The 25186-nt window shown below is 51.1% G+C and carries 23 protein-coding genes; 20 read left to right on the forward strand and 3 right to left on the reverse strand.

What is annotated here, in order from left to right; genetic code table 11:
• Positions 1–9 precede the first annotated feature (9 nt).
• The 16 genes from H6F90_RS11125 (at position 10) to H6F90_RS11200 (ending at position 15161) form a co-directional block, all read left to right on the forward strand.
• Positions 10–759: an SDR family oxidoreductase gene (locus H6F90_RS11125; protein ID WP_190552546.1), complete on the forward strand. Its 750-nt coding sequence runs from the start codon at positions 10–12 to the stop codon at positions 757–759.
• A 249-nt stretch (positions 760–1008) separates the two neighbouring features.
• Positions 1009–1401, forward strand: coding sequence for a cupin domain-containing protein (locus tag H6F90_RS11130; RefSeq protein WP_190442726.1), 393 nt, complete (start codon positions 1009–1011; stop codon positions 1399–1401).
• Between the two features lie 113 nt (positions 1402–1514).
• Positions 1515–2027 (forward strand): DUF2721 domain-containing protein, encoded by a 513-nt coding sequence (locus tag H6F90_RS11135; RefSeq protein ID WP_190442728.1) that lies wholly within the window; start codon positions 1515–1517, stop codon positions 2025–2027.
• 311 nt (positions 2028–2338) lie between these two features.
• Positions 2339–3205 carry an oxidoreductase gene (locus H6F90_RS11140; protein ID WP_190552547.1) on the forward strand — a complete coding sequence of 289 codons (867 nt, stop codon included), beginning with the start codon at positions 2339–2341 and terminating at the stop codon, positions 3203–3205.
• Between the two features lie 52 nt (positions 3206–3257).
• A complete protein-coding gene (locus tag H6F90_RS11145; RefSeq protein ID WP_190552548.1) occupies positions 3258–3968 on the forward strand; it encodes an SDR family NAD(P)-dependent oxidoreductase in 711 nt (236 codons plus the stop codon).
• Between the two features lie 4 nt (positions 3969–3972).
• Positions 3973–4302 carry an NIPSNAP family protein gene (locus tag H6F90_RS11150; protein WP_190552549.1) on the forward strand — a complete coding sequence of 110 codons (330 nt, stop codon included), beginning with the start codon at positions 3973–3975 and terminating at the stop codon, positions 4300–4302.
• A gap of 91 nt (positions 4303–4393) precedes the next feature.
• Positions 4394–4702, forward strand: a complete 309-nt coding sequence (locus H6F90_RS11155) for a Rho-binding antiterminator (protein WP_242024423.1) — start codon at positions 4394–4396, stop codon at positions 4700–4702.
• Between the two features lie 96 nt (positions 4703–4798).
• Entirely contained in the window at positions 4799–5887 is a 1089-nt protein-coding gene (locus H6F90_RS11160) for a nitronate monooxygenase family protein (RefSeq protein ID WP_190552550.1), read from the forward strand.
• 342 nt (positions 5888–6229) lie between these two features.
• Positions 6230–6880, forward strand: coding sequence for a VOC family protein (locus H6F90_RS11165; protein ID WP_242024427.1), 651 nt, complete (start codon positions 6230–6232; stop codon positions 6878–6880).
• Positions 6881–7097: 217 nt separating this feature from the next.
• Entirely contained in the window at positions 7098–8405 is a 1308-nt protein-coding gene (locus H6F90_RS11170; RefSeq protein WP_190552599.1) for an epoxide hydrolase family protein, read from the forward strand.
• Positions 8406–8488: 83 nt separating this feature from the next.
• A complete protein-coding gene (locus tag H6F90_RS11175; protein ID WP_199295861.1) occupies positions 8489–9580 on the forward strand; it encodes a thioredoxin family protein in 1092 nt (363 codons plus the stop codon).
• 66 nt (positions 9581–9646) lie between these two features.
• Positions 9647–10576 carry an SDR family NAD(P)-dependent oxidoreductase gene (locus H6F90_RS11180; RefSeq protein WP_190552600.1) on the forward strand — a complete coding sequence of 310 codons (930 nt, stop codon included), beginning with the start codon at positions 9647–9649 and terminating at the stop codon, positions 10574–10576.
• A 59-nt stretch (positions 10577–10635) separates the two neighbouring features.
• Positions 10636–11232, forward strand: coding sequence for a redoxin domain-containing protein (locus H6F90_RS11185; protein ID WP_190552553.1), 597 nt, complete (start codon positions 10636–10638; stop codon positions 11230–11232).
• A 143-nt stretch (positions 11233–11375) separates the two neighbouring features.
• Positions 11376–12296, forward strand: coding sequence for an alpha/beta fold hydrolase (locus tag H6F90_RS11190; protein WP_199295863.1), 921 nt, complete (start codon positions 11376–11378; stop codon positions 12294–12296).
• 52 nt (positions 12297–12348) lie between these two features.
• Positions 12349–13725, forward strand: a complete 1377-nt coding sequence (locus H6F90_RS11195; protein ID WP_199295864.1) for an epoxide hydrolase family protein — start codon at positions 12349–12351, stop codon at positions 13723–13725.
• A 59-nt stretch (positions 13726–13784) separates the two neighbouring features.
• Positions 13785–15161 (forward strand): NAD(P)/FAD-dependent oxidoreductase, encoded by a 1377-nt coding sequence (locus tag H6F90_RS11200; protein WP_190552554.1) that lies wholly within the window; start codon positions 13785–13787, stop codon positions 15159–15161.
• Between the two features lie 296 nt (positions 15162–15457).
• Here the strand turns inward: H6F90_RS11200 and H6F90_RS11205 are convergent, their stop codons facing one another.
• The 3 genes from H6F90_RS11205 to H6F90_RS11220 all read right to left on the reverse strand — a co-directional run bounded on the left by H6F90_RS11205 (position 15458) and on the right by H6F90_RS11220 (position 17756).
• Positions 15458–15742, reverse strand: a complete 285-nt coding sequence (locus tag H6F90_RS11205; protein ID WP_190552555.1) for a hypothetical protein — start codon at positions 15740–15742, stop codon at positions 15458–15460.
• Positions 15743–15748: 6 nt separating this feature from the next.
• Entirely contained in the window at positions 15749–17020 is a 1272-nt protein-coding gene (locus H6F90_RS11210; RefSeq protein ID WP_206756171.1) for a hypothetical protein, read from the reverse strand.
• A gap of 565 nt (positions 17021–17585) precedes the next feature.
• The gene (locus H6F90_RS11220; protein WP_190552558.1) at positions 17586–17756 is read right to left on the reverse strand and encodes a transposase; all 171 of its coding nucleotides are present in this window, start codon (positions 17754–17756) and stop codon (positions 17586–17588) included.
• A 178-nt stretch (positions 17757–17934) separates the two neighbouring features.
• Between H6F90_RS11220 and fabG the strand changes: the two genes are divergently transcribed.
• The 4 genes from fabG to H6F90_RS11240 all read left to right on the forward strand — a co-directional run bounded on the left by fabG (position 17935) and on the right by H6F90_RS11240 (position 25117).
• Entirely contained in the window at positions 17935–18630 is a 696-nt protein-coding gene (gene fabG / locus H6F90_RS11225) for a 3-oxoacyl-ACP reductase FabG (protein WP_190552559.1), read from the forward strand.
• A gap of 77 nt (positions 18631–18707) precedes the next feature.
• Positions 18708–18992 (forward strand): hypothetical protein, encoded by a 285-nt coding sequence (locus tag H6F90_RS11230; RefSeq protein ID WP_190552560.1) that lies wholly within the window; start codon positions 18708–18710, stop codon positions 18990–18992.
• Positions 18993–19684: 692 nt separating this feature from the next.
• Positions 19685–21760, forward strand: a complete 2076-nt coding sequence (gene tkt / locus H6F90_RS11235; RefSeq protein WP_370587996.1) for a transketolase — start codon at positions 19685–19687, stop codon at positions 21758–21760.
• A 477-nt stretch (positions 21761–22237) separates the two neighbouring features.
• Positions 22238–25117, forward strand: coding sequence for a bifunctional transaldolase/phosoglucose isomerase (locus tag H6F90_RS11240; RefSeq protein WP_190552561.1), 2880 nt, complete (start codon positions 22238–22240; stop codon positions 25115–25117).
• Positions 25118–25186: the final 69 nt, after the last annotated feature.

Below are 25186 nucleotides of genomic sequence, written 5' to 3' on the forward strand. Positions count from 1 at the left end.
GGTTTTGCCATGAGAATTGTTGTTATTGGTGGCAGTGGGCTGATTGGCAAGAAGCTTGTGAGCAAGCTACAGGAGCTTGGACATGAGGCGACCGCAGCGTCCCCTTCTTCAGGTGTCAACGCTGTTACAGGTGAGGGATTGGCTGATGTGCTGGTAGGTGCCCAAGTTGTTGTCGATGTGACGAATTCACCCTCCTTTGAAGATGCGGCGGTGCTAGAGTTCTTCGAGAAGTCAACCCGGAACCTGTTAGCAGCAGAGGCAGACGCGAGTGTGACTCATCACGTTATGGTATCAATCGTCGGGGCCGATCGCATCCCGGATAGCGGCTATATGCGTGCGAAAGTCGCTCAGGAAAAGTTGATCCAGTTCGCAGCAATCCCCTATACAATCGTCCGCGCTACGCAGTTCTTTGAGTTCATCGAGACGATCATCTCTCAATTCCCCACTGATGGGCAAACAGTTCACTTGCCCTCTGCCTTTATCCAGCCCATCTGGTCAGATGACGTTGTTGACACGCTGGTTGATATCACACTGGGAGCGCCAGTAAATGGCATTATCGACTTAGCGGGTCCCGATCGGTTCCGTTTCGAGGAGATCATCCGCCAATTCCTGAGTACAACTCACGACTCACGCCAAGTGGTTGTAGACAGTCACGCCCGTTACTTTGGTGCAGCGTTGAACGATCAACTCGTTCCTCAGGGCAACTCGCGCATCGGCCCGACGCACTTCGAGAACTGGCTCAACCGCTCGATCGCTTAAAGATCAGCAATGAGAATTTAATGCTGACATCAGTTGAGTTGAAGACACAAAGTCCAACATCCCGCAACTGCTGAGTTTTACAAAGCTCAACCTATACAGATCTAACCAGCGATCGGCTTGTTCAGCATAAAAGCACATCAGATGAATTGATATCCACCAGCTTGTATTCACGTTTGTATTCACACAAGGAGAGCAGAAGTGTTGACTAGATTTTTCCATAAAGTTGTATTCATAACTCTCTCCTTATTCATGGCACTCTCCCTATTCATAACTCTCCCCGTATTCGCAGCTTCAACCGTGTTGGGTGAAAAGGTAACGTTGGTCTTCGACCATGCCCTTCCCAATGTCCCTGGCAAGAGCATGAAAGTCCAGGTGGTCGAATACGCGCCAGGTGTCTCGTCGATCCCTCACACCCATGCAGCCTCAGCTTTCATCTATGCAACAGTTCTGGAAGGTGCGGTTCGGAGCAAAATCAATGATAATCCAGAGCAGGTATATCACGCTGGTGAAAACTTTTTTGAATTACCTGGCGATCATCATCGTGTCAGCGCCAATGCCAGTGATACTGAATCCGCACGCCTCCTAGCAGTGCTTGTCGCCAATACCAATGAACAGAACCTGGTCATAAACGACAAAGAGTAAGACGCAAAATTGCAACGATTTTTACTACTGGGGGCGTTGTTAGTCACCGAATTCAACCCCACTGAAACCAAATAGAGATAGGGTTAACGCCTTATCCAAGGGAGTGTGGCATTATGTCGTCAATTGAGGAAGTGACAAAGACAATTAACCTGATCATTGCTCCTGTCGTCACGATCACGACTTGTGCCATCGTGGTAAACGGCTTGATTGTTCGGTACGGTTCCCTTGGCGATCGCCTACATGCCGTCAACCAAGAACTGAGCAACTTGCAGGAGTCGGATCTAGCTCCCAATGGGCACAAGGCTCAGAAGGTACAAGAACTTGAATCCCTGCTGAGGGATCTCCTGAGACACCATCATTTCGTGCATGATGCCCTTGTTCTTACTTATACTTCTATCCTAGTCTTTATGCTGGATATGTTGGTCATTTCCATAGCAGTTGCCACTAATGTTAATTGGCTAGCACAGATGGCACTGATAGTCTTTCTCAGTGGAGTTACCGTTCTATTTGGGGGAATGGTTTTGATTGCCTACGAGCTTCGCACATCTCACTATTCTATTCAATTAGAGGTGCATCGTACTTGCCGCCTGTGCCGCCACCAACACACTAAACTGGTAGGAAATTGAACTAGGAAGTTCTGGCAATTTCAGTGAGTCGGATGATAGCAACATCACCGTTGCCGCTATCACTCAACTTTATGTTTGTGAACAGGGCAATCCAGAATTACTTCATCTTGCAGCTCACCTGAAGCCTATCAGGTATAACGACTTCGCCTCCTACTGCTTTCTCCAATCCGAATGATTAAGTCGCGTTTTAACTCAAAGAACTTGAGTGGTTGGATTGAGCGATCGCAGAAGCATGAAATTAACCGAAATGGGCAGCAAGCTCACCGACCTAAAGCCAACACAATAGACAACCTCTTAAACAAGGACACACGATGAAAACGCAGAAAGTATGGTTAATTACCGGAGCTTCCAGGGGCTTTGGGTTAGAAATTGCCAGAGCAGCCTTAGCAGCGGGCGATCGCGTGGTAGGGACGGTTCGCAGTAATCCCGAACAACTCACCACTGCCCTTCAAAACCACCCGGATCTGCATGTTGTGCAGATGGATGTCACCCAAGAAGACCAAGTACAAGCGGCTGTCAGGCAAGGTATAGCCCGTTTCGAGCGGGTTGATATCTTAGTCAACAACGCCGGATATGGCATGGTCACGGCGATCGAAGAAGCCACGGATGCCGAAGTTCGCAAACAGTATGACACCAATGTGTTTGGTCTACTGAATGTGACTCGTGCGGTGTTGCCCTATCTGCGCCAGCGGAAATCCGGGCGGGTGATCAATATCTCGTCTTTGTTTGGCCACGATGTGGTTCCGGGCTGGGGATTGTACGGGTCCACTAAATTTGCGGTCGAAGGTATCTCGAAAGGGCTAGCAGCGGAACTGACACCGCTTGGCATCCATGTCACCGCAGTGGCTCCCGGTCTTTTTACGACTGACTTCCTAAGCACTGAATCTTATGTTGCCGCTAAAACCATTATTGCTGATTATCAGGCAACAGTAGGACCGATCCGCAGCGGAGCTGATGCGCTACACGGCAACCAACCCGGAGATCCAAAAAAGTTTGCTCAGGTGATTCTTCAACTCGCCAATACAGAACGTCCGCCACTGCATTTGCTCGTCGGGAAAGACGCGATCGCGATGTGCCAGAGCAACGCCGCAAAATTGGCCCAGGAAATCGAAGCATGGCTGCTAGTCGCGACTAGCACCGACCATGACCAGCGCATCACAGCTTCGATCATCGCCTGATCTGCAACATTTACACATCACTATTCAAACATCATTTCCAAAGGAGTTTTACATGAGCACTGAACAGAAAGTCGCTGTGATTACCGGCGCATCGCAGGGCATCGGTGCAGCCCTGGTTAAGGCATACCGCGATCGCAACTATCGGGTGATTGCGATCTCACGCTCAATTCAGCCATCGGACGATGATGAGATTCTCGCAGTGTCAGGTGACATTGCTGATCGAAAAACTGCCGAGCGTGCAATCATCGAAGGCGTGACCCGATTTGGGCGCATTGACACACTGGTCAACAACGCTGGCATCTTCATTGCCAAGCCGTTCACCGAGTACACCGAGGCAGACTACACAGCGTACCTGGGCACCAACATCACTGGATTCTTTCACATGACGCAACTCGCGATCGCCGAGATGGAGAAGCATGGCAGCGGTCATGTTGTGCAGATCTCAACGAGTCTGGTTGACAACCCGATCGCTGGCGTACCCTCTGTACTTGCATCACTGACGAAGGGTGGACTGAATGCTGCGACCCGATCACTGGCGATCGAGTATGCCAAGCGCGGTATCCGGGTGAACGCGATCGCGCTGGGTAACATCAAGACGCCAATGCATCCTGCCGAGACCCATGCACAGCTCGCTGCCATGCACCCAATCGATCGGATGGGCGAAATCTCTGACATCGTTGATGCGATCCTCTACCTCGAATCTGCCAACTTTGTAACGGGCGAAATCCTTCACGTGGATGGTGGTCAGAGTGCGGGGCATTAAAGGCATGATCTACGAATTACGTATTTATCACTCCATGCCCGGACGACTACCAGCACTAATTTCGCGCTTTCAAAATCACACGTTACAGATTTGGGAAAAGCATGGCATCCGTCAGGCTGGATTTTGGACAACGCTAATCGGCGAGAGCGAAAGTAACCAGCTTACCTACCTGCTTGTCTGGAACAGTGTGGCTGAGCGTGAGGAGCGCTGGAACGCATTCCTCACTGACCCTGAATGGATCGCGACCAAGACCGAAAGCGAGAAGGACGGTCCACTCGTGCAGAACATCCGCAACGAGTTGCTAGCACCGACCGCGTTTTCCTCAGTGAAGTGAGTGGGGGGGCGAGTAACGAGCAAGCTCATCAACCTAAAAAGAGAATGCGCCATTTTTTCTGCTCACTTACATCATCAGTCGAGAATCAACCATGAAACTGAACCCAGATTCAACTCAACACACCATTGTCGATACAGGCTCTTCTGATGCCTCTGCAAACTTGTATCAAGCGGTTAGCTGTAGTTTTTATGACGAGCTAGAGGCACTCGCTACCTTACATCGGATTTGTACGATCCGCTATCGCACAGAACCTGGTGAAGCAGCCAGTATAGAAGGCAAAATTATCGACCTCTATACTGCCAACAAAAGCGAATTCCTTAAGCTGCAAGATGGAACTGAAATTCGCCTCGATCGCTTGATTTCAGTAGATGGCAAGCCCGTCTCCTTTACAAACTACTAAATTATCTCGTTGTCCATCAATGACAAGGCATTGTCGTACTCTCTAGCAAGTTTCTGGAGGTTCCTATGCAACTGGTAAGGTATGTGAGAGGTATTTATGTGGCCTAAGACGGAACTGATAGATCTACTCAAGATCGCGCATCCAATCATTCAGGCTCCGATGGCTGGCGCTTCTACACCTGAGTTAGTTGCAGCTGTTTCTAATGCAGGAGGTCTAGGCTCATATGGCGGGGCGGCCACCCCACCAGCTAACCTTCGCTCCATTATCAGGCAAATTCGAGAGCTGACAGACCAACCCTTTGCAGTGAATTTGTTTGCTCCAGCCGTTGAAGCATATCAACTGATGCCTGAGCAGCAAACTCCCATGTCTGAGCTATTAACAAAATGGCACAACGAACTAAACGCCGGACCTGTGCCTGAACCAATCCCGATACTAGGACCATTCAGAGATCAATTTACTGTCCTGCTTGAGGAGAAAGTCCCTGTCTTTAGTTTCCACTTTGGACCTGCGCCCATTGAGGCAATTCATAAGATACACGCGATCGGCTCAATTGTATTGGCAACCGCGACCACCGTCCGCGAAGCCAAAGCTCTCGTCGAAGCAGGAGTCGATATCATCATCGCCCAGGGCTTTGAAGCTGGAGGCCATCGCGGCACCTTTGCAGTACCTTATGAACACGGATTGATTGGAACAGCTGCGTTAGTGCCACAGATAGCTGATGCGGTCTCGGTTCCGGTCGTGGCGGCGGGCGGAATCATGGATGCTCGTGGAATTGTTGCGGCATTTGCACTGGGGGCAAGCGGGGTACAGATGGGGACTGCCTTTCTCTCCTGCCCTGAAAACAACATCCCAGAAGTCTATCGGCAGGCAGTCCTCAAGTGTCAGGACGAAGACACAGTGATTACTGAAGTATTTTCCGGCAAGCCCGCCAGAGCTATCCGAAATCGATTTATCCATGAAATGGAAAACAACAAGGATAAAGTGCTGCCATTCCCGGCGCAGATGTCGATCGGGCGGGTTTTGCGTCAGACTTCTGCTCAACAATCAAATCCAGATTTTGTCAGTATGTGGGCAGGGCAGGGAACAGCCTTAACCGAAGCTCTCCCAGCAGGTGAGCTGATCGAAAAGATGATACAAGAATTTCTTGCCGTAACCGCTTCTTTACAGCTCAAATCATTAAGTTAAAAGTTCAGACTAAAGTCTATCTCTGCGCGACCGCTTGCAGTAGAACGCCAATTACGTTGTTGCTGAGAGTAAGAGTCTTATCACTATTACAAGAATTAGCCTTCACCGTACAATTCCACCCTTTGGTACATCAAAGCTAAATTCACTTGGATGTTGAAGATGTTGAAAGAAGGACAGACATTTAAATCGCGTTTTAACTCAAACAACTTCAGTGGTTTGCATTGGGCCGGAGCGCCTGACCCGCCAAAGGCGATCGCAGAAGAATGAAATGTAACCAATCTGAACAACCTTATTAACCAAAAGGAGAACAAGATGAGTAGCAATCAAGTAAACCGTCCAAACATGAAACTCGAAGTTGTGGTATTCACCGTTTCTGACGTGGAGCGCACGAAGGCATTCTACGAGAATCTTGGCTGGCGACTCGACATCGACATCGCGGCGGGCGGCTACCGCAACGTGCATGTGACGCCACCCCAGTCAGACGCCTCGATCATTTTCGGCCAGGGAGTCACTCCAGCCAATTCTGGCTCGGCACAAAATCTAGTTCTCGCAGTGGATGACTTGGACGCTGCCCGCAAAGACTTGAGCGATCGCGGTGTCAATGTGAGCGAGATCTTCCACTACGCTGGCGGTCCCTTTAACAACGCCGTGGAGAACCCGCGCATCAGCGGGCGCGACCCAGAAGGTCGTTCCTACTTCTCCTTTGCCTCGTTTGAAGACCCGGACGGGAACCTCTGGCTGCTCCAGGAAATCACAACGCGGCTTCCCGGTCGTTTATGGGACTCTCCACAAGCAGACGTTGCCACCTTGGCAACCCTTCTCCACGAGACGGCAGAGCGCCATGATTACTACGAGAAGACTCACGGCGAGCATCACTGGTGGGACTGGTATGCGCCCTATCTGAGTGCGCGTCAGAATGGCAGCAGTCCAGAAGAGGCAGCCGCCACTGCTGACCGTTACATGGAGGAAATTTTACCTGTTCTTTCCAAGTGATGCGGCCAGAATGACAGTTGCCAGGTTGAGTTCTGGACGACCTTTTCCTTGGTGAAGTGAGCGATGGGGTGAGCAACGGAACTTAAGCCCAGAACTCGCCCTACTATCAGAGCTAAGTAATGTGGGTAGACAATACATAACCTCAGTTAAATTTAATTAGAGATCAATGTTTAAAGAAATCAACCATCAACGCCGCCGCTTTTTGGGCATTGCGGCCATGACTATTGCGACTACACAGCTCGGTCGATTCAGTCCTGCGATCGCCCAATCGAGCCCAACAAAACCAAAGGAGACCCCCACAACTCAACCCGGAACCTCGCAGTCTACCGACACAACCGCAATTCGCCCCTTCCGTATCAACATGTCGGAAACAGCACTTATCGACCTTCGTCGCCGCATCGCGTCAACGCAATGGCCCGAAAAAGAGACTGTCACTGACCTATCACAGGGTTTACCACTCGCGACGATGCAAAAACTCGCGCGCCATTGGGCGACAGATTACAACTGGCGCAAGGTCGAGGCAAAGCTGAACGCTCTACCGCACTTCATCACCGAGATCGACGGACTAGACATTCATTTCATTCATGCTCGTTCGAGACACGAAAACGCGTTGCCGCTCATCGTCACGCACGGATGGCCCGGTTCGATCATCGAGCAGCTCAAGATTATCGATCCACTGATCAATCCCACAGCCTATGGAGGAAGTGCATCAGACGCTTTCCATGTGGTAGTTCCGTCGATGCCTGGCTATGGCTTCTCTGGCAAACCGACCACTACTGGTTGGGGCGTCGAGCGCATGGCAAGTGCCTGGGATGTGTTAATGAAGCGGCTGGGCTACACCCGCTACGTCGCTCAGGGTGGTGACTGGGGTGCGTTCGTTGTTGACCTGATGGGTGTGCAGGCACCTGCGGGATTGCTCGCCATCCACACCAACTATCCTGGGACAGTTCCAGCCGACATCGACAAGGCGCTCGTGGCAGGCGAACCGCCTCCATCCGGTCTGTCAGCTGAGGAAAGGCGCGCCTACGAGCAGCTAGATAGAACGTTGAAGCAAAGAGTTGCCTACGCCAAGTACATGGCATCGCGCCCGCAAACGTTGTACGGCATTGCAGATTCGCCCGTCGGTCTAGCCGCTTGGCTTCTCGACCACGATGATGCTGGTGGCCAGCCTGCTGCAGCGGTCGTCGAGGCTCTGAACCGAACCACAAGCACCACAGGCGAACTAACCCGAGACGAGATCCTCGATAACATTACGCTCTATTGGCTGACGAACACAGGAGTCTCCGCGTCTCGTCTCTATTGGGAATATAAGGGTGGCTTTTGGAACGCCAAGGGTGTCTCCATTCCAGCGGCGGTGAGTGTCTTTCCCGGCGAGGCATATCAGGCCCCACGAACCTGGACCGAGCAGGCTTATCCCAATCTCATTTATTACAACCAGCTCGACAAAGGTGGCCACTTTGCAGCCTGGGAGCAGCCAATGATCTTTGCTCAGGAACTCAGGGCGGGGTTCCGATCGCTGCGTTGAACCCCATATCAGAGAGAAGAGAACCGTCGAGGTTCTCTAATTCCACTGGACCTATCCGTATGCAACGACAGGGAGGTCAGTGCATGTCTAAAAAAATTAATCATAATCGCCGCTACTTTTTAACAACCATGCTTAAAACTATTGCTGCCGCTCCGCTTGGCATGCTTGGCTGCACCGCACAGCACGCTACGTCGGCAACGGCTGAGTTACCGATTGAAGGCGAACTGCCTTCGCTTGTCGGCGCGATCGCGTGGCTCAATTCGCAGCCCTTAACAGTTGACGAACTGCGTGGAAAAGTCGTGCTGATCAACTTCTGCACATATACCTGCATCAATTGGCTGCGCCAACTCCCTTATGTTCGCGCTTGGGCCGAGAAGTATCAAGATCAGGGACTAGTAGTGATTGGTGTACATACACCAGAGTTTGAATTCGAGAAGGATATCAATAATGTCCGCCGAGCGTTGAGGGAGATCAGAATTGACTATCCGATCGCCGTGGACAACGATTATGCCGTGTGGCGCGCGTTCGAGAACCATTATTGGCCAGCCCTTTATTTTATAGATACGCAAGGACGCATTCGTCATCATCACTTCGGCGAGGGAGAATACGAGCGATCGGAACAGGTCATTCAACAGCTCCTGTCTGAATCTGGAACTGGCCGTGTCGGTCAGGAAATGGTCAAAGTCGATGCTCGCGGTTTTGAAGCTGCCGCCGATTGGAACAGCCTGAAATCCCCTGAAAACTACCTTGGCTACGAAAGAACGGAGAATTTTACCTCTCCCGGTCACGCGGAGTTAAACAAGCCTCATTTATATACTGCCCCTGTGCAATTGAAACTTAATCAATGGGCACTTTCCGGCGATTGGACAATCGGCAGACAAGGCATTGTACTGAACCAGTCCGGCGGGCGGATTGCGTACCGCTTCCACGCCCGCGACCTGCATCTCGTTATGGGACCAACTGCGCCAGGAACATCCGTGCGGTTTCGCGTGCTCACAGACGGACAACCAGCAGTCGCGGCTTATGGACTTGATGTTGATGAGCAAGGCGAAGGCATAGTTACTAAACAGCGGTTGTACCAACTAATCCGACAGCCAAAGCCCATCCGCGATCGCCAGTTCGAGATCGAGTTTCTGGATTCTGGGGTAGAGGCTTTCGCGTTCACGTTCGGTTGATCACGCAAACAGATATGTTTTCGCGACGAGCGACAAGAAAGTGAACACAAGGTCAATGAAATGACGATGAAATCCACACATGACAGCCTAATCCTCATAACGGGAGCGGCAGGCGATATCGGTGCGATCGGTCGCAACCTCACTGCAATGTTGCTCGCTAAAGGGCATAAGGTGCGCGCCTTGGTTCGGCGGGAGGATGAACGCGCTGAAAGTCTGCGCCAGCTAGGGGCTGAGGTTGTGCAGGGCGATCTGACCGATCTTGCCTCGATGCACCGGGCGATCGAAGGTGTTAAGCGCATCTATTTCGGCATGTCGGTCTCGGCAGCGTATCTCGAAGCCACGGTCAACACTGCTGCGGTGGCGAAGCACCACGGCGTTGAGGCTTTCGTAAACATGTCGCAGATGACCGTGACGCAGATGAGCATTACCGAGACCACTGACAGCCCACAGCACAAGCTGCACTGGCTTGCAGAACAGGCATTGACGTGGTCGGGGTTACCAGTCGTAACAGTGCGTCCGACGGTCTTCCTCGAGAGTTTCTTCCTACGTCTCGCCGCTGCTGGCGTCCGGGACAACGACGAACTGGCGCTGCCGCTGGGGAACAGCAAAACCTCGCCGATCTCGGCAGTGGATGTGGCGCACGCCGTTTCCGTGATCCTAGACGCCCCTACCTCGCACATTGGTCAGGTTTACAATCTGACCGGATTTGAGTCGGCTGATCTGAACCATTATGCGCGCACGTTCTCCGAGGCACTGGGTCGAACGATCCGCTATCGTAACGTGCCGCTCTCCGGATGGACCGATACGCTGCGTGAGTTTGGGGTGCCAACGCACCTCCTTAACCACCTCGCGGTGATGGCCGAACTTCACGCGCAGGGGCGGTACGACCGCATGACGGACGACCTATTCAAGCTCACTGGCAAGACGCCGACGAGTATGTACGACTTCGTGAAATTGTACGCTGCTGAATTCACGCGGAGTCAAGTCGCGGCTTGAGGGGCTCTGTCGGTTCCTCTTACTAAGGTTATCAATTCCAACCAGAAAGGAGTTTTCGAATGCGCTCTGATATTGTTCCAGGGGCTGTCTTCCCCGACTACGAACTGCCCGACCACACCGCGAAACGTCGGAAGATCTCCGAGCTGCAAGGACAACATCCGATGGTTCTCGTCCTCAGCCGCGGAGGGTACTGCCCCAAAGACCGTCGGCAGGCTGAAGGGCTGGTTCAACTTCATCGTGAGATCGAGGTCGGCTATTGTCGGCTGGTCACGATTAGCACCGACAACATCACCGAGACAAATGAATATCGCAGCGGCGTCGGTGCCCACTGGCCTTTCCTCTCCGATGCGGGACGCAAAATCCAAAAAGACCTCGATATCGCCGAATACACAGACCCACTCCACAATCCTATGATCCCCTACACGATTGTCTTGGAACCGGGTCTGGTTATTTACAAGATCTACATGGGCTACTGGTTCTTCGGGCGACCCACTCTGGAAGAGCTGCGTCAGGACCTGCGCGCTGTTCTCAAGAAATGCCGACCGGACTGGGACATCACCACACCTGAACTGAAAGCGGCATGGCAGCAGGACCGCAAGGAACTCTTCTATCCGTACGGCAAAACCTATGCCCAATCGATCGGCGAACAAGATTAGAGATGGAATCAATATCCGATAAGATCAACCATCAACGACGCCGCTTTTTGGGCATTGCGGCTATGGCCATTGCGACTACACAGTTAGTCCGATTCGGTTCTGCGATCGCCCAATCCAACAAAACACAACCAGCTGCTCTGTCCATGATGAAGTCCGGAACAAACACATCATTCGGCTCACTAAAGCAGATCGATGCTGGTGTCTTGAATGTCGGATACGCTGAAGCGGGTCCCGCGAATGGTCGTCCAGTCATCCTCCTGCATGGATGGCCTTACGACATCCACAGCTATGTCGATGTCGCTCCTTTGTTGGCGTCGGCGGGGTACCGGGTGATCGTCCCGTATTTGCGGGGCTATGGCACGACCCGATTTCTTTCAAGCGAGACACCCCGCAATGGACAGCAGTCGGCGCTCGCGGTCGATATCATCGCGTTAATGGATGTGCTCAAGATCGAGAAGGCAGTCATCGCTGGTTATGATTGGGGCGCGCGCACCGCCAACATCATTGCGGCACTCTGGCCCGAACGCTGCAAAGCGCTTGTCTCCGTGAGCGGTTATTTGATCGGCAGCCTTAAAGCCAATAAGATGCCGCTGCCACCGCAGGCCGAACTCCAATGGTGGTACCAATTCTATTTTGCAACGGAACGAGGCAAGCTCGGCTACGAACAATATCGACACGATTTCAACAAGCTCATCTGGCGGCTTGCCTCACCAAAATGGAACTTTGATGACGCGACGTTCGATCGCAGCGCCACGTCCTTCAACAACCCAGATCACGTTGACATCGTCATCCACAACTACCGCTGGCGGCTTGGGCTAGCCGAAGGTGAGTCGAAGTATGACGAGTTTGAGAAGCGACTCGCCACATTCCCCATGATCACCGTACCTACCATCACGCTGGAGAGTGATGCCAACGGCGCACCACATCCAGATCCGAGTTCCTATGCCAAGAAATTCTCGGGCAAATATTCACACTGCACTATCAAAGGCGGCATTGGGCACAACTTGCCACAAGAAGCGCCACAGGAGTTTGCCAAAGCTGTCGTCGAAGTTAACGGTTACTGATCGGGTTTAGCCTGAGCTACGGAACGAACCATTTGCAGCAAAGAGAAAACGCATGACCAAATTGAAAGAAGGACGCTACAAAACTAAAACCCGCACCACAAGTACGTTTGTCCTGCTCTTGCGACTTCTCGTCATGCTCTTTGCAGCGATGGTGCTGCTAGCACTGCCCGTTCTCGTGCTGGCACACCAATCCGCTCAGACTCGCACACAAACCCACGTTGTGTCCGAGGCGATCGCAACTCAAGACAACACCATCCGCCCCTTTCGCGTCCACATTCAGCAGGAGGCGATCGACGATCTCCGCCGACGCATCGCGACGACCCGCTGGCCTGACAAGGAGACTGTCGCCGACCAGTCGCAGGGCGTGCAACTGACAACAATGAAAGAGCTGGTGCGCTACTGGGGAACGGAGTACGACTGGCGGAAAGCCGAGGCAAAGTTGAATGCCCTACCGCAGTTCGTCACGAATATCGACGGCCTAGACATTCACTTTATCCACGTCCGCTCCAAAAATCCGAACGCTTTGCCGTTGCTTGTCACGCACGGATGGCCCGGATCGGTCATTGAACAGCTAAAGATCATCGGCCCGCTGACCGACCCAACATCCTACGGAGGACGCCCAGAAGACGCCTTCGACTTGGTCATCCCATCAATTCCTGGCTATGGCTTCTCTGGCAAACCGACGGGCACCGGCTGGGACCCCGACCACATCGCACAAGCCTGGGCGGAACTGATGCAGCGCCTCGGCTACACCCGTTACGTTGCCCAGGGCGGCGACTGGGGCTCCCCCATCTCTATCGCGATGGCACGTCAGGCACCGCCAGGATTACTCGGCATCCACCTCAACTTGCCAGCGACGATTCCGCCCGACGTGGCAGCGGTGCTCGCCAGTGGCGGACCAGCGCCAGCAGGACTCTCCGAGAAGGAACGGGCAGCGTTCGACTCACTCGACACCTTCAATAAGAAGGAACGAGCCTACGCTGTGATCATGGGCACGCGTCCGCAGACGATCGGGTATGGCATAACGGACTCGCCGATCGGACTTGCGGCGTGGCTGCTCGGGCATCCAGGCTTCGCGCAGTGGACAAGCAGCAGCGATTCTGAAAAGTCCCCGACGAAAGACGAGGTGCTGGACGACATCACGATGTACTGGCTGACAAACAGCGCAGTCTCGTCAGCTCGGTTGTACTGGGAGAACAAGGCCAGCCTCTTGAACGCGATCGCACAGAAGACCGCGGAGATTTCCCTCCCGGTGGCCATCACGGTATTTCCGGGGGAGATATATCGGGCTCCAGAGACATGGGCTCGGCGCGCCTATCGCAACCTGATCTACTTCCATGAGGCCAACAAGGGCGGCCACTTCGCGGCTTGGGAGGAACCGCAGCTCTTCTCTGAGGAGATCCGCGCAGCGTTCAAGTCACTGCGTTAGGTTAAAACCAATTGATTCACCCGACAAACTGTAATGACCCGCTATCAACAGAGGTAACTATGGAAACAGCAGATGTGATTGTGATTGGCAGCGGTCAGGGCGGAGTTCCACTCGCGGCTGACTTTGCCAAAGCAGGCAAGAACGTCGTTCTATTTGAACGCGATGCGTTGGGTGGCAGTTGCATTAACTATGGTTGCACGCCTTCTAAAGCCTTTTTAGCCGCTGCCCATGCTGCAGGTCGCGCTCGACAAGCTGCAAAGCTAGGCATACACGCACAGGTTGAAGTCGATTTTTCTGTCGTGATGGAGCGGGTACGTGGCATTCGCAGCCAGTTTAACCAGGGCACTAAACGACGGCTAGAAAGTCCAGGGGTTCGAGTCGTCTGTGCTGAAGCCACTTTCACTGGAGAGCGGACGGTCAGCGGAGGAGGTGTGACGGTGCAGGCTCCGATCATCGTCATCAATACAGGAACATCCTCTAGTATTCCTGACATTCCTGGTTTAGCTGGAACGCCTTATCTCACCAACCGAAATTTCTTTGATTTGGAGCAGATTCCGCCTCGGTTGCTTGTAGTCGGCGGTGGCTACATTGCCTTGGAGTTAGGACAGGGAATGGCACGTTTAGGCAGCCAAACCGAATTAATTGTGCGGGGCGATCGCCTGCTAGCTCAAGAAGAATCTGATGTCAGTGCTATGCTTTTGGATGCATTTAGGCAAGATGGAATCGGACTGCATTTCAATGTGACCGTTAAGCAGGTCGCTTATACCAACGGTGTGTTTACCCTAGTGCTGAGTAATGGTGAAGTGCTCGATGGGGAAGCATTGCTAATTGCGATCGGGCGCAACCCGAATACTAGGGCATTAAATTCTGCGGTGACAGGTGTTGAACTAGATGAACAAGGTTTTATCAAAATCGACGATCAGTTTCAGACAACTTGCCCTGGCATTTATGCGATCGGAGACGTTGCCAAACAACCTGCTTTTACCCATGTGTCATGGGAAGACTATCGTCGCTTGAAAGCCATTCTATGTGGCGAACACCGGACACGCAGCGATCGGGTACTAGGCTATGCCATCTACACAGAGCCGCAAGTGGGTCGAGTGGGGATGACGTTAGAGCAGGCTCAGAAACAAGGCATTGCTGCCCGTGAAGTCACCCTGCCAATGGCTCACATCGCTCGCAGCATTGAGTGGGGGCACGATCTGGGTTTCTATCGCATGGTCATCGACACCGACACAAATCTGATTTTAGGAGCAACACTAGTTGGATACGAAGCGGCTGAACTCGTGCATGTCTTTTTGTCACTCATGGAAGCGAAAGCAACGTGGCAGGTACTCGAACAATCGGTTCACATTCACCCAACCTACGGTGAAGCATTGCCCAGTCTCGCTAGGCTACTCGTTGGGGATGATATGCCAACCTGTCCCAATATGTAAGAAAGGAGCAATTAATAACGACTAAGTAACTACTCAGGTTGAAGAACAGGGAAAAGAGGGTTTCCAGCAAACACTTGTTTCAGCGCATCTAGCACATCAATGCCTTGCTTTCTGAGGGTAGAAAGATAGCCTCGAATGCGATAAAACATCTGAGCGCCCTTGATGGAGCGGAAGCCTCCCAAAATCTTCTGCCTCAATTTGATTATGCGTAAATCTCGCTCCGCCTAATTGTTATCCCAAGAGATGCGCAACGAGCTTCAGATTGTAAAGACAGGGCTAGGTTTCAAGCCCTTCAGCTAATCCAGCACGTTTGAGGAAATGCCAAACAGACTCACTGGCCAGTGGCTGACCGCATGAGTCGCTGCATCTCTGTCCCAACGTTCTACCCAAGTTAATCGACGGTGCGCTCGTTGAGCCCGGGTGAGGAAGGAGGATTTTGATGTCATTGCCAGATGGGCGTTGGTAGCTTCAATCTTGATCTGATGGTGGCGCAATTGATAGATCAGATCGCGCCGCAGTCGAGTCCTGGGGAAGTCTAGCGACAGCACAGGCAAGGGAGGTTGAGAGGTGGGGTGTGACATTCCCCTCTAATGGTCCAACGAAGCCACTGGTTGTGCCTTCATTGGACCATTAGACAATTTTCGACGAATCACTGTAATTCGTCGCCCTCCACTGCCTTTGGACCCATCGGCTAAACACTGCGATTTCAGCGATACTCGCTGGCAAGTGCGAGGGTTGATGCCAAATAAAATCAGTAGGTCTCCCAATTGGCTCTGGCGGACTTCTCGTCGACACATAGCGTTGCCAGCAGGACATTGCAAGGTGCGCTCATCAAGGAGCGTGAAATCAGCACCCGCAAATTTACCTCGACTCCTAGCCCACGCTCCTGCCACTTGCATCGGACCGTAGTCAGCCGCATCTGCACTTGGGCAAGGAGCCTGTACCTGAGAGAGCACCAACGCTTCATCTAGAGCAGTAGCAGTGGTATCCGAATCGAGTGGCTCAGTCACAGCCGGAACCCATATAATTTGTCGCACGGCTTGAGGTTGGTCAGCCAAGCCTGCCCACAATCGCCAGTCCCACACCCACTGGCTCAATACTTGCCAGAACTCCTGCCCGTTGGGTTGCCAGCTGCACCATTGGTCACACTCTTGCTCGACATCTTCATCGCTCAATAGCTTTTCAAATCCACCGCGACCGTCATAAAGACTCAGGATGTCACATCCGCTGAGGCCGACTGGAGAATGAGAGGTGATAAACAGTTCATAGACAAAGTCTCCCATGAGTTTTCCCACACGATGCTTTCGCTCCGATAGGGAGGGGGTACGCATGACGATCAAGCACACTGGAAGGCTATAGCCTGCCCAAGTATCCTCCACAAATCCTAAATCAAACACCTCCCGCACTTGATGGCACTCTGGGTGTGACCATTGCTGGGCGGGTGTTTCCTGAAGACGAGTTTGAATGGCTTGATGCCTCAGAAGCTGGTAATCGCGGCAGCGGAGGAGATAGCCTAATTGATGCTGTTGAATTTGATTGACGAACCCAGGAGTACCATAGTAACCATCCAACCGGACAATCGCAGCCTGACCCGGCAACTGGTGATGTTGGAGATAGTGTCCAATGATGCCACAGGCGCGTTGCAAATCCGCTCCGGCTGTGCCGTTGCCAGGTGCACCAAAGGTGCCCAGCCATTCACTGGTGTGGGCTTGAGCGACTGAACTGCGAGTGCGCGTCGCCTCTACCTCGACTCCGACCAAGATATCCTTTAGCGGTCGCACTTTGGCTGTGACGACGAGCATTTGGATAGGACGAGGTACTGGCCAGAGAACGTTGCCGTGCCGCTTGATGAGTGCCATCGATATCGAACACATAGAAATGGTTGCCAGCGCGATCTATCAAGCCACCCTGCTGGCTGGAGCTGAAGCCATGCTCTAAGAGGTTCGCCTCAAACAAGGTTCGCAGTTGTTCCAAGGCGCTCGGATCAATATCCCTTAGAAATCGGCTTAATGTGGAGGCCACCGGACAGTGCTGCCATTGCCACACGGACATGACGATTGATTTGACACGTTTGAGCTGCTCAAAGAATTCTTCCAAGGTGCCCAGACCACGGACCGCATAAGCCAGCAGCAACAAGACAAAATCACACACTTCATACTGTCCCATCCGCCCTCGATGGACTCTGAGTTGAGTCTGTAGGCGCTCCAATAACCCCGTTGTCCTCCAGTATCCGCCGATTAACAGGACTTCTCCTAGCCAACTGGGAGTCACTGGATTGGCTTGCTCATTCGTGGTCAATTCAATTCCAACTACAGTAGTGCTGATTATCTCTGACATCGTGACTTGCCTCAACCCAAAGGCGAACGATGTCATTTTCTACGACCCAGCTCTGCCAGAACTCCTTTAGGCTCCCATATTCCAGCTTTACCATCTGAAGCTCGTTGCGCATCTCGTGGGCCGATAGAAGATGGCGTTCAACACCTCACGCAAGCTGACTTCTCGGAGTTTGCCGACGGGTTTTTGGGATGGTAATAAGGGGGTGATGCGTTGCCATTCCTCCTCCCTGAGGTTGCTGTCATAGTAGGGTTGGCTCATGATTTCGTTCCCAAGAGCTTGAATTCCTTAGGTACCACTCACTTTATGGTCTGAATTCGTTCTGCCTAACAACCTTTTACAAACACTTTCTCACTTAATTTGCTTCTTAACTTGTAAAACTTGGCTGTTCTAACTTTAATCAAAGTTGAAGAATGAGAATGTAATTTATGGAGTAATAATGAAAGACAAGTATGTGTTACTGACAGGAGGCACTGGTGGGTTGGGGTTAGGTGTCACTCCTGTTGTATTAGCACAAGGTGCGCTCGTCACAGTGCCTTATCGCAAAGCGAAAGAAATAGGGCGGATCAAAGATGCTATCTCCCCCACTACTCAAGACAGACTCCAATTTACTCCTGCTGATCTGCAAGATGAGCAAGCTGTTCAACAGCTAGTAGATAATATGCCGCGAGTCGATGTGTTGATCCATTTGGTTGGGGGTTTTGCGATCGGTAAAACCCATGAGTATCCTTTTGCTGATTGGCAACGGGACTTCGGGTTAAATCTCAACACAACCTTTTTACTCTGCAAGCATAGTCTACGACGTATGTTAGAGAACGGGTATGGACGGATTGTCACGGTTGGCTCCCGGGGGGCTGTAGAACCAGGCGGACAACTCGCAGCTTATAGTGCTTCCAAAGCTGGAGTGGTTGCCCTGACTAAGGCGATCGCTGAGGAAACCAAAGGAACCAACATTACAGCCAATGTGGTTCTACCCAGCATTATTGATACCCCTACCAATCGAGGAGCATTGGGAGCAGAGAACGCGCACAACTGGGTTAAACCTGAATCTTTAGCTCAAGTGATTTGTTTCTTAGCATCTGAAGCGGCTCAAGATGTTCGAGGGGCAGCAGTTCCAGTCTATGGCAGTGCTTAATGCTGTCAAGAATCGATTTTCTTCTAGACTAGAACGCCAACGAGTATCACTGTAAAAACCACCGGAGAATTATAGCCATGCATTTATCAGCTGACCCAGCAAATCCAACGCCCTCAACCATTGAGAAGAAACTTGCTCTGCTACGAAAGGTAAGAGATGAATTAGGCAGTGGAGACACGATTCGCCGTCTATTTTTTGGCGATTTGACACCCATTGCGCTCCAACCAGGAGGGGCTGGCACAGTCGTCCATCTCTATAACAAAGCTGACGATGTCACTATTGCTTATTGCGCCACCTACGACGTATTTTTGGCAGCCCGACCAGGACGAGTCACCGAATTTGATCCTGCCGAAATCAAGTAGGGTTATTATCTTCGCAAAGTCGTAAAAGCCAAGCCCCAAAAATCGCACGAACAGACGACATCTTCAACATCAAAGAATTTGATCGGCAAGTAATGTCTAGGCTTCTGTCTGTGGTGCTCTTGATTTACCTGCCCTCAACGGGTCAGTTTCTTAGCAATCTAGTTAGGTTAACCTGTTGGCAGATAACAGGTTAACCTAACTAGATACAAGCATACTTGTGTGAAGCAGCACCGTTGAAGGAAGATGCTGGAGTTTGAGCATAGAGTCACCCTACAGGGTAAAAGTTGGTAATCCTACCCAAATTTACCAGGTGTAGCTCTTTTTTTGCGAGCTCACTTGCTCACAGCCAAAATTTGCCAATGTGCGGTCCTCTCTCTACTTTGTGCTCAACTGCTCTTACCTGAGCGCGATCGCTGTGCCAATTGCGTAAGCCCTAAAGCTCTTAAGTCAGTTTCATTCGTCTTAAATTATCTATAACTGAGCAATCTTGGCTGGTTAGAAATTGGATCGTATTGCACACTGCAATGAGTTGCTGCTCTTGGATAACTTCAATGTAAATAATGAGCAGCGTATTTAGCCAGTAAAATCTTTCATTTTCCAAAAGCATTAGCACAAGTTAAAAATTAACGCTTAAAGGCGTTTTGTTGACATCGCTAATTCTTTCTATAAATCCTTAAAAAGGAGAGCAAGCAGTGATTGCCCAAACTCAAGCTTCAAATCAAACACAACTCGATGAGCTATGCGTTAACACGATTCGAACCTTATCGATGGACGCGGTGCAGCAGGCAAACTCTGGGCATCCAGGTACACCAATGGCATTAGCTCCCGTTGCTTACTGTTTGTGGCAGCGATTTTTACGGTTCGATCCCGATGATCCGATCTGGGCAAATCGCGATCGCTTTGTTTTATCGAACGGTCATGCTTCAATGCTGCTGTATTCGTTGTTGTATTTGACGGGTGTTAAAGCTGTTAATGCAAAGTACGAACAATTAGGTGAACCCTCCGTTACGCTCGATGATATTAAGCACTTCCGCCAACTGGATAGCAAATGCCCTGGACATCCTGAATATCGCTGGACTTCTGGCATTGAAACGACTACAGGACCATTGGGACAGGGTGTGGCGACAAGTGTAGGAATGGCGATCGCCAGACAATGGATGGCACAACACTTTAATCGTCCTGATTTTGAGTTATTTAACTACAACGTCTACGCCCTGTGTGGCGATGGCTGCATGATGGAGGGTATTTCCAACGAAGCCGCTTCTCTAGCTGGGCATTTAGGGCTCTCCAATCTCTGCTGGATTTATGATAACAACCACATCACGATCGAGGGGAATACCCATCTCACCTTTAGTGATGATATAGGCACTCGTTTTCTAGCTTACGGGTGGAACCTCATTCGCGTCAGTGATGCTAATGATTTAGAGATGCTGGAGCGAGCATTTCAAACCTTTCAGGAAACACACGATCGCCCCACGCTAATCATTGTCGATAGCCACATTGGCTATGGTGCGCCACATAGACATGATACCAGTGCAGCTCACGGGGACCCGCTAGGGGAAGAGGAAATTCGGTTAACGAAACGCAATTACGGCTGGTCTGAAGATGCTAAGTTTTTGGTGCCGGAGGGCGTACAAGCGCACTTTCAAAAGCACTTGGGGCAACGAGGACATCGTCTGCGCCAGAAGTGGATGCAAACCTTTGATGAGTACAGTGCCAAATATCCAGATCTGGCAGACCAACTCTATAAGATGCAGCATCGCCAACTTCCTGATGATTGGGAAACCACACTGCCAACGTTTCCTGCTGATGTCAAAGGGCTAGGGGGACGGGATGCCTCTGCCAGCGTGCTGAATGCGATCGCTCAGCAGATCCCCTGGTTAATTGGTGGTGCTGCCGATCTGGCTCCCTCAACGAAAACACGGCTCACCTTTGAGGGCGCGGGTGATTTTAGTGCAGACGATCGCAGTGGGCGTAACTTCCACTTTGGCATCCGCGAACATGCAATGGCAGCAATCCTCAACGGACTTTCATTGAGTAAAGTCCGTGCCTATGGCTCTGGATTCTTTATTTTCAGTGATTACTGTCGTCCCTCCATTCGCCTCAGTGCGCTGATGGAAATTCCGGTCATCTACATCTTCACGCATGACTCGATCGGGGTTGGCGAAGATGGTCCCACCCATCAACCTGTTGAACAGTTGGCATCACTGCGAGCAATTCCGGGATTGATTACTCTACGACCTGCCGACGCGAATGAAGTCGTAGAAGCTTGGCGAGTAATTATGCAATTGCAGCATCAACCTGTGGTGCTGGTGTTGTCTCGACAGGCATTACCGACGCTCGATCGTACCCAGTATGCGGCGGCATCCGGTTTGGCTAAAGGGGCTTATGTTCTGGCAGATGCGGAGAACGGCAAACCCGATGTATTACTGCTAGCAACCGGAAGCGAAGTTTCACTCTGCATTGCAGCGTATGAACAGCTTAAGACCGAAGGAATTAAGGCGCGAGTGGTGAGTATGCCTTCATGGGAGCTGTTTGAGCAGCAAAATCAGGACTACCGCGATAGTGTGATTCCACCCTCAATTACCGCCCGTGTTTGTGTGGAGCAAGCATCAACCTTTGGCTGGGGTGAGTATGTGGGTTCGAGAGGTGCTCGCATTGGTATGCACACATTTGGGGCTTCAGCACCGCTCAAAGAATTACAGCGTAAGTTTGGGTTTACTCCCGATAAAGTGATCGCAGCCGCAAAAGCTCAACTAACGATTTGATTCAGCAACACTCCAAACAAAAGCTTTCTCACATGAACTCCCTTGCACCTTACAAAACGATCCATCTGATACTCAACAACAGAGCCAGTGCAGCTTAACCAATGCTGTGAGCCAGCTGAGTATTTTGGGGTTGTTTACTGATTGGCTGCTTCTACTTCAAGCGTTGGAGTCGAAAGTCATGTGAGCAACAGCCAATCGGCTCTCATCAACAACAAATTGAGCGTTTAGAAAGGATTTAGAAAATTACGGCTCATCCAGAGATTTAAATCAGCTAAGGCATGCTTTAAAGCCATTCGATCCTCCCCAACCCTCTTTAAGAAGGAGCCTCTAAAGTCCCCCTTCTAGCGCAGCGGCGCGTTAGCGCGGGGATTTAGGGGGTCTCCATGACGAAAGCACTTATCCCAGCGCCTTTAAAGCGCTGACTAGTAAAAAATTTCAATTGAGTAATTCAGTCAACTCAACTAAGGACGTGAACTGATGGTTACTGCACCAGCATCAAAAACAAAGAATTCTCTACAAGCGTTACAATCCTACGGACAGTCGGTTTGGTTGGACTACATTCGTCGCAGTTTAATTAGCAGTGGTGAACTCCAACGTTTGATTGACAACGATGGATTACGGGGTGTGACCTCAAATCCTTCAATTTTTGAAAAAGCGATCGCAGGTAGCACCGATTATGACAGCGCTTTGTCAACCATTGAACAAAGCCATGATCGAGATGCCATGTCGCTCTATGAAACCTTCGCCATTGCCGATATTCAAGCAACGGCAGACCTCTTGAAACCGATTTATGAGCAAACCAAGTGGCGTGATGGTTACATTAGTCTAGAAGTTTCCCCCTATTTGGCAGATGATATACAGCAAACCATTTCTGAAGCCCGCCGACTATGGCAGGCAGTGGATCGTCCCAATGTGATGATTAAAGTGCCTGCGACCTCGGCTGGAATTCCCGCCATTCAACAACTCATTAGTGAAGGCATTAATGTGAATGTGACGCTGCTGTTTGCTCAGGATGTTTATGAGCAGGTTGCCAATGCCTTCATTACTGGTTTAGAGCTACTGGCCGCAAAAGGTGGAGACATCGGTCGCATTGCCAGCGTCGCTAGCTTCTTTGTTAGCCGAATTGATAACGCTATTGATAACCTGATCACGGCCCAACTCAAAACTGTTACCGATGCAGCGCAGCGTGATGTGCTCAAAGGGTTACTGGGCAACGTGGCGATCGCCAATGCTAAACTCGCTTATCAGCGTTATCAAACCATTTATCAATCGAGCCGCTGGCAGAAGTTATCCAGTCAAGGGGCACAAACCCAGCGATTGTTGTGGGCAAGTACAGGAACAAAGAATCCCCAATACAGCGATGTGCGGTATGTCGAAGAATTGATTGGCTCTGACACGGTAAATACAGTTCCGCCAGCCACGCTATCTGTCTTCCGCGCTCATGGGCAGCCGAGGTCTAGTTTGACTGAAAGTCTGGATGAGGCTCGATCGACTCTAGCAAACCTACAGCAAGCGGGAATCTCTTTACAACAGGTGACAGATCAGTTATTGGCAGAAGGTTTACAACTTTTCAGGAATGCCTTTGACCAATTGTTGAGTGCTGTCGAAGAAAAACGAACCGCGATTCTGGGCAACAAGCTTAACTCGCTCACCTATAAACTGCCCGAACCTTTGAACAAAGCTGTGCAAGCGTCTCTAGACGATTGGCAGCAGAACGGTAAGATTCGTCGTCTATGGGCGCGGGATGCAACGCTGTGGACAGGTACGGATGAAAACAAGTGGTTGGGCTGGCTCGGCATTACCGAAGACCAACTGGCGCACATTGACCACCTGAAGCAACTAGCGCAAGATGTTCAAGACCTGGAGTTTACTCATGTATTGCTACTGGGGATGGGTGGCTCGTCGCTCTGCCCAGAGGTGATGAAGCTGACCTTTGGTAACAAACAAGGCTTTCCAGAACTGCTGGTGCTTGATTCCACTGATCCAGCTCAAATCAAGGCGATCGAACGTCAAATTGACCTCACTCAAACCTTATTCATTGTGTCGAGCAAGTCTGGCGGTACGTTAGAGCCCAATATCTTTAAGCAGTATTTCTTTGATCAGGTGCAGAAACTTCTGGGTGCAGAGTCCGCAGGCAACCGTTTCATTGCTGTGACTGATCCGGGTTCTAAACTGCAACACATTGCCGAAGGCGATGACTTCCGCCATCTCTTCTTTGGTGTATCAAGTATTGGCGGTCGCTACTCTGCTCTATCAAACTTCGGCATGGTGCCTGCGGCAGCAATGGGTGTGGATGTGGCTAAGTTCCTGGATACGGCTGAAGTGATGGTACATTCTTGTGCGCCATCCGTTCCAGCCAAGGAGAATCCTGGCGTTGTGTTAGGCAATATTCTGGGCGTGCTGGCAAACCAGGGACGAGATAAAGTAACGCTGATTATGTCACCAGGAATTGCAGATTTAGGTGCCTGGCTAGAGCAACTGCTGGCAGAATCTACAGGTAAAGATGGGAAGGGATTGATCCCGGTCGATCAAGAACCGTTGGGGACTCCAGCCGTGTATGGAAATGACCGCATCTTTGCTTACATTCGCTTAGAGTCTGCGGCTGACTCAGCTCAAGATGCAGCAGTTACAGCGTTAGAGCAAGCAGGACAACCTGTTGTTCGTATTTCCATTGCCGCTCCCTATCAAATTGGTCAAGAGTTCTTCCGGTGGGAGATTGCAACAGCCGTGGCAGGTTCCATCATGGGTATCAATGCCTTTAATCAACCGGATGTGGAAGCCAGCAAAATTGTGACTCATCAGTTAACGACAGAGTATGAAAAATCTGGCACACTTCCATCGGAAACACCGATCGTGATTGAAGCAGGCATTCAATTATTTACAGATTCCAAAAATGCGGCTGCGCTGTTTAAGGCAGCAGGAACTGATCAATCGTTAGGTGGCTACCTGCGTGCTCACCTAAATCGGCTACACCAAGGAGATTATTGTGCACTCCTGGCATACATCGATCGCAACGATGCCCATCAAATACAATTGAAAATAATCCGAGAAACCATTCGAGATGCGAAGAAAGTGGCAACCTGCTTAGGGTTTGGTCCTCGCTTCTTGCACTCCACCGGACAGGCATACAAAGGTGGACCGAATAGCGGTGTGTTTCTCCAAATCACCTGTGATGATGCAACGGATATTCCAGTTCCTCAGCAGAAATATACCTTTGGTGTGGTGAAAGCTGCTCAAGCACGGGGAGATTTTCAAGTTTTAGTAGACCGCGATCGCCGGGCACTGCGAATTCATCTCAGCAAGGATGTGCAAGCAGGGCTATCTACACTGCAAACAGTAATCGAGCAAATTCTGTAAGTCATTCTGCATCAATCAGGCAATTGGTCAGGATGACAGAACGCTGTCACCACTAACCAATTGCCTTAC

It is taken from the genome of Trichocoleus sp. FACHB-591 (genome assembly GCF_014695845.1).
GTDB lineage: Bacteria > Cyanobacteriota > Cyanobacteriia > FACHB-46 > FACHB-46 > Trichocoleus.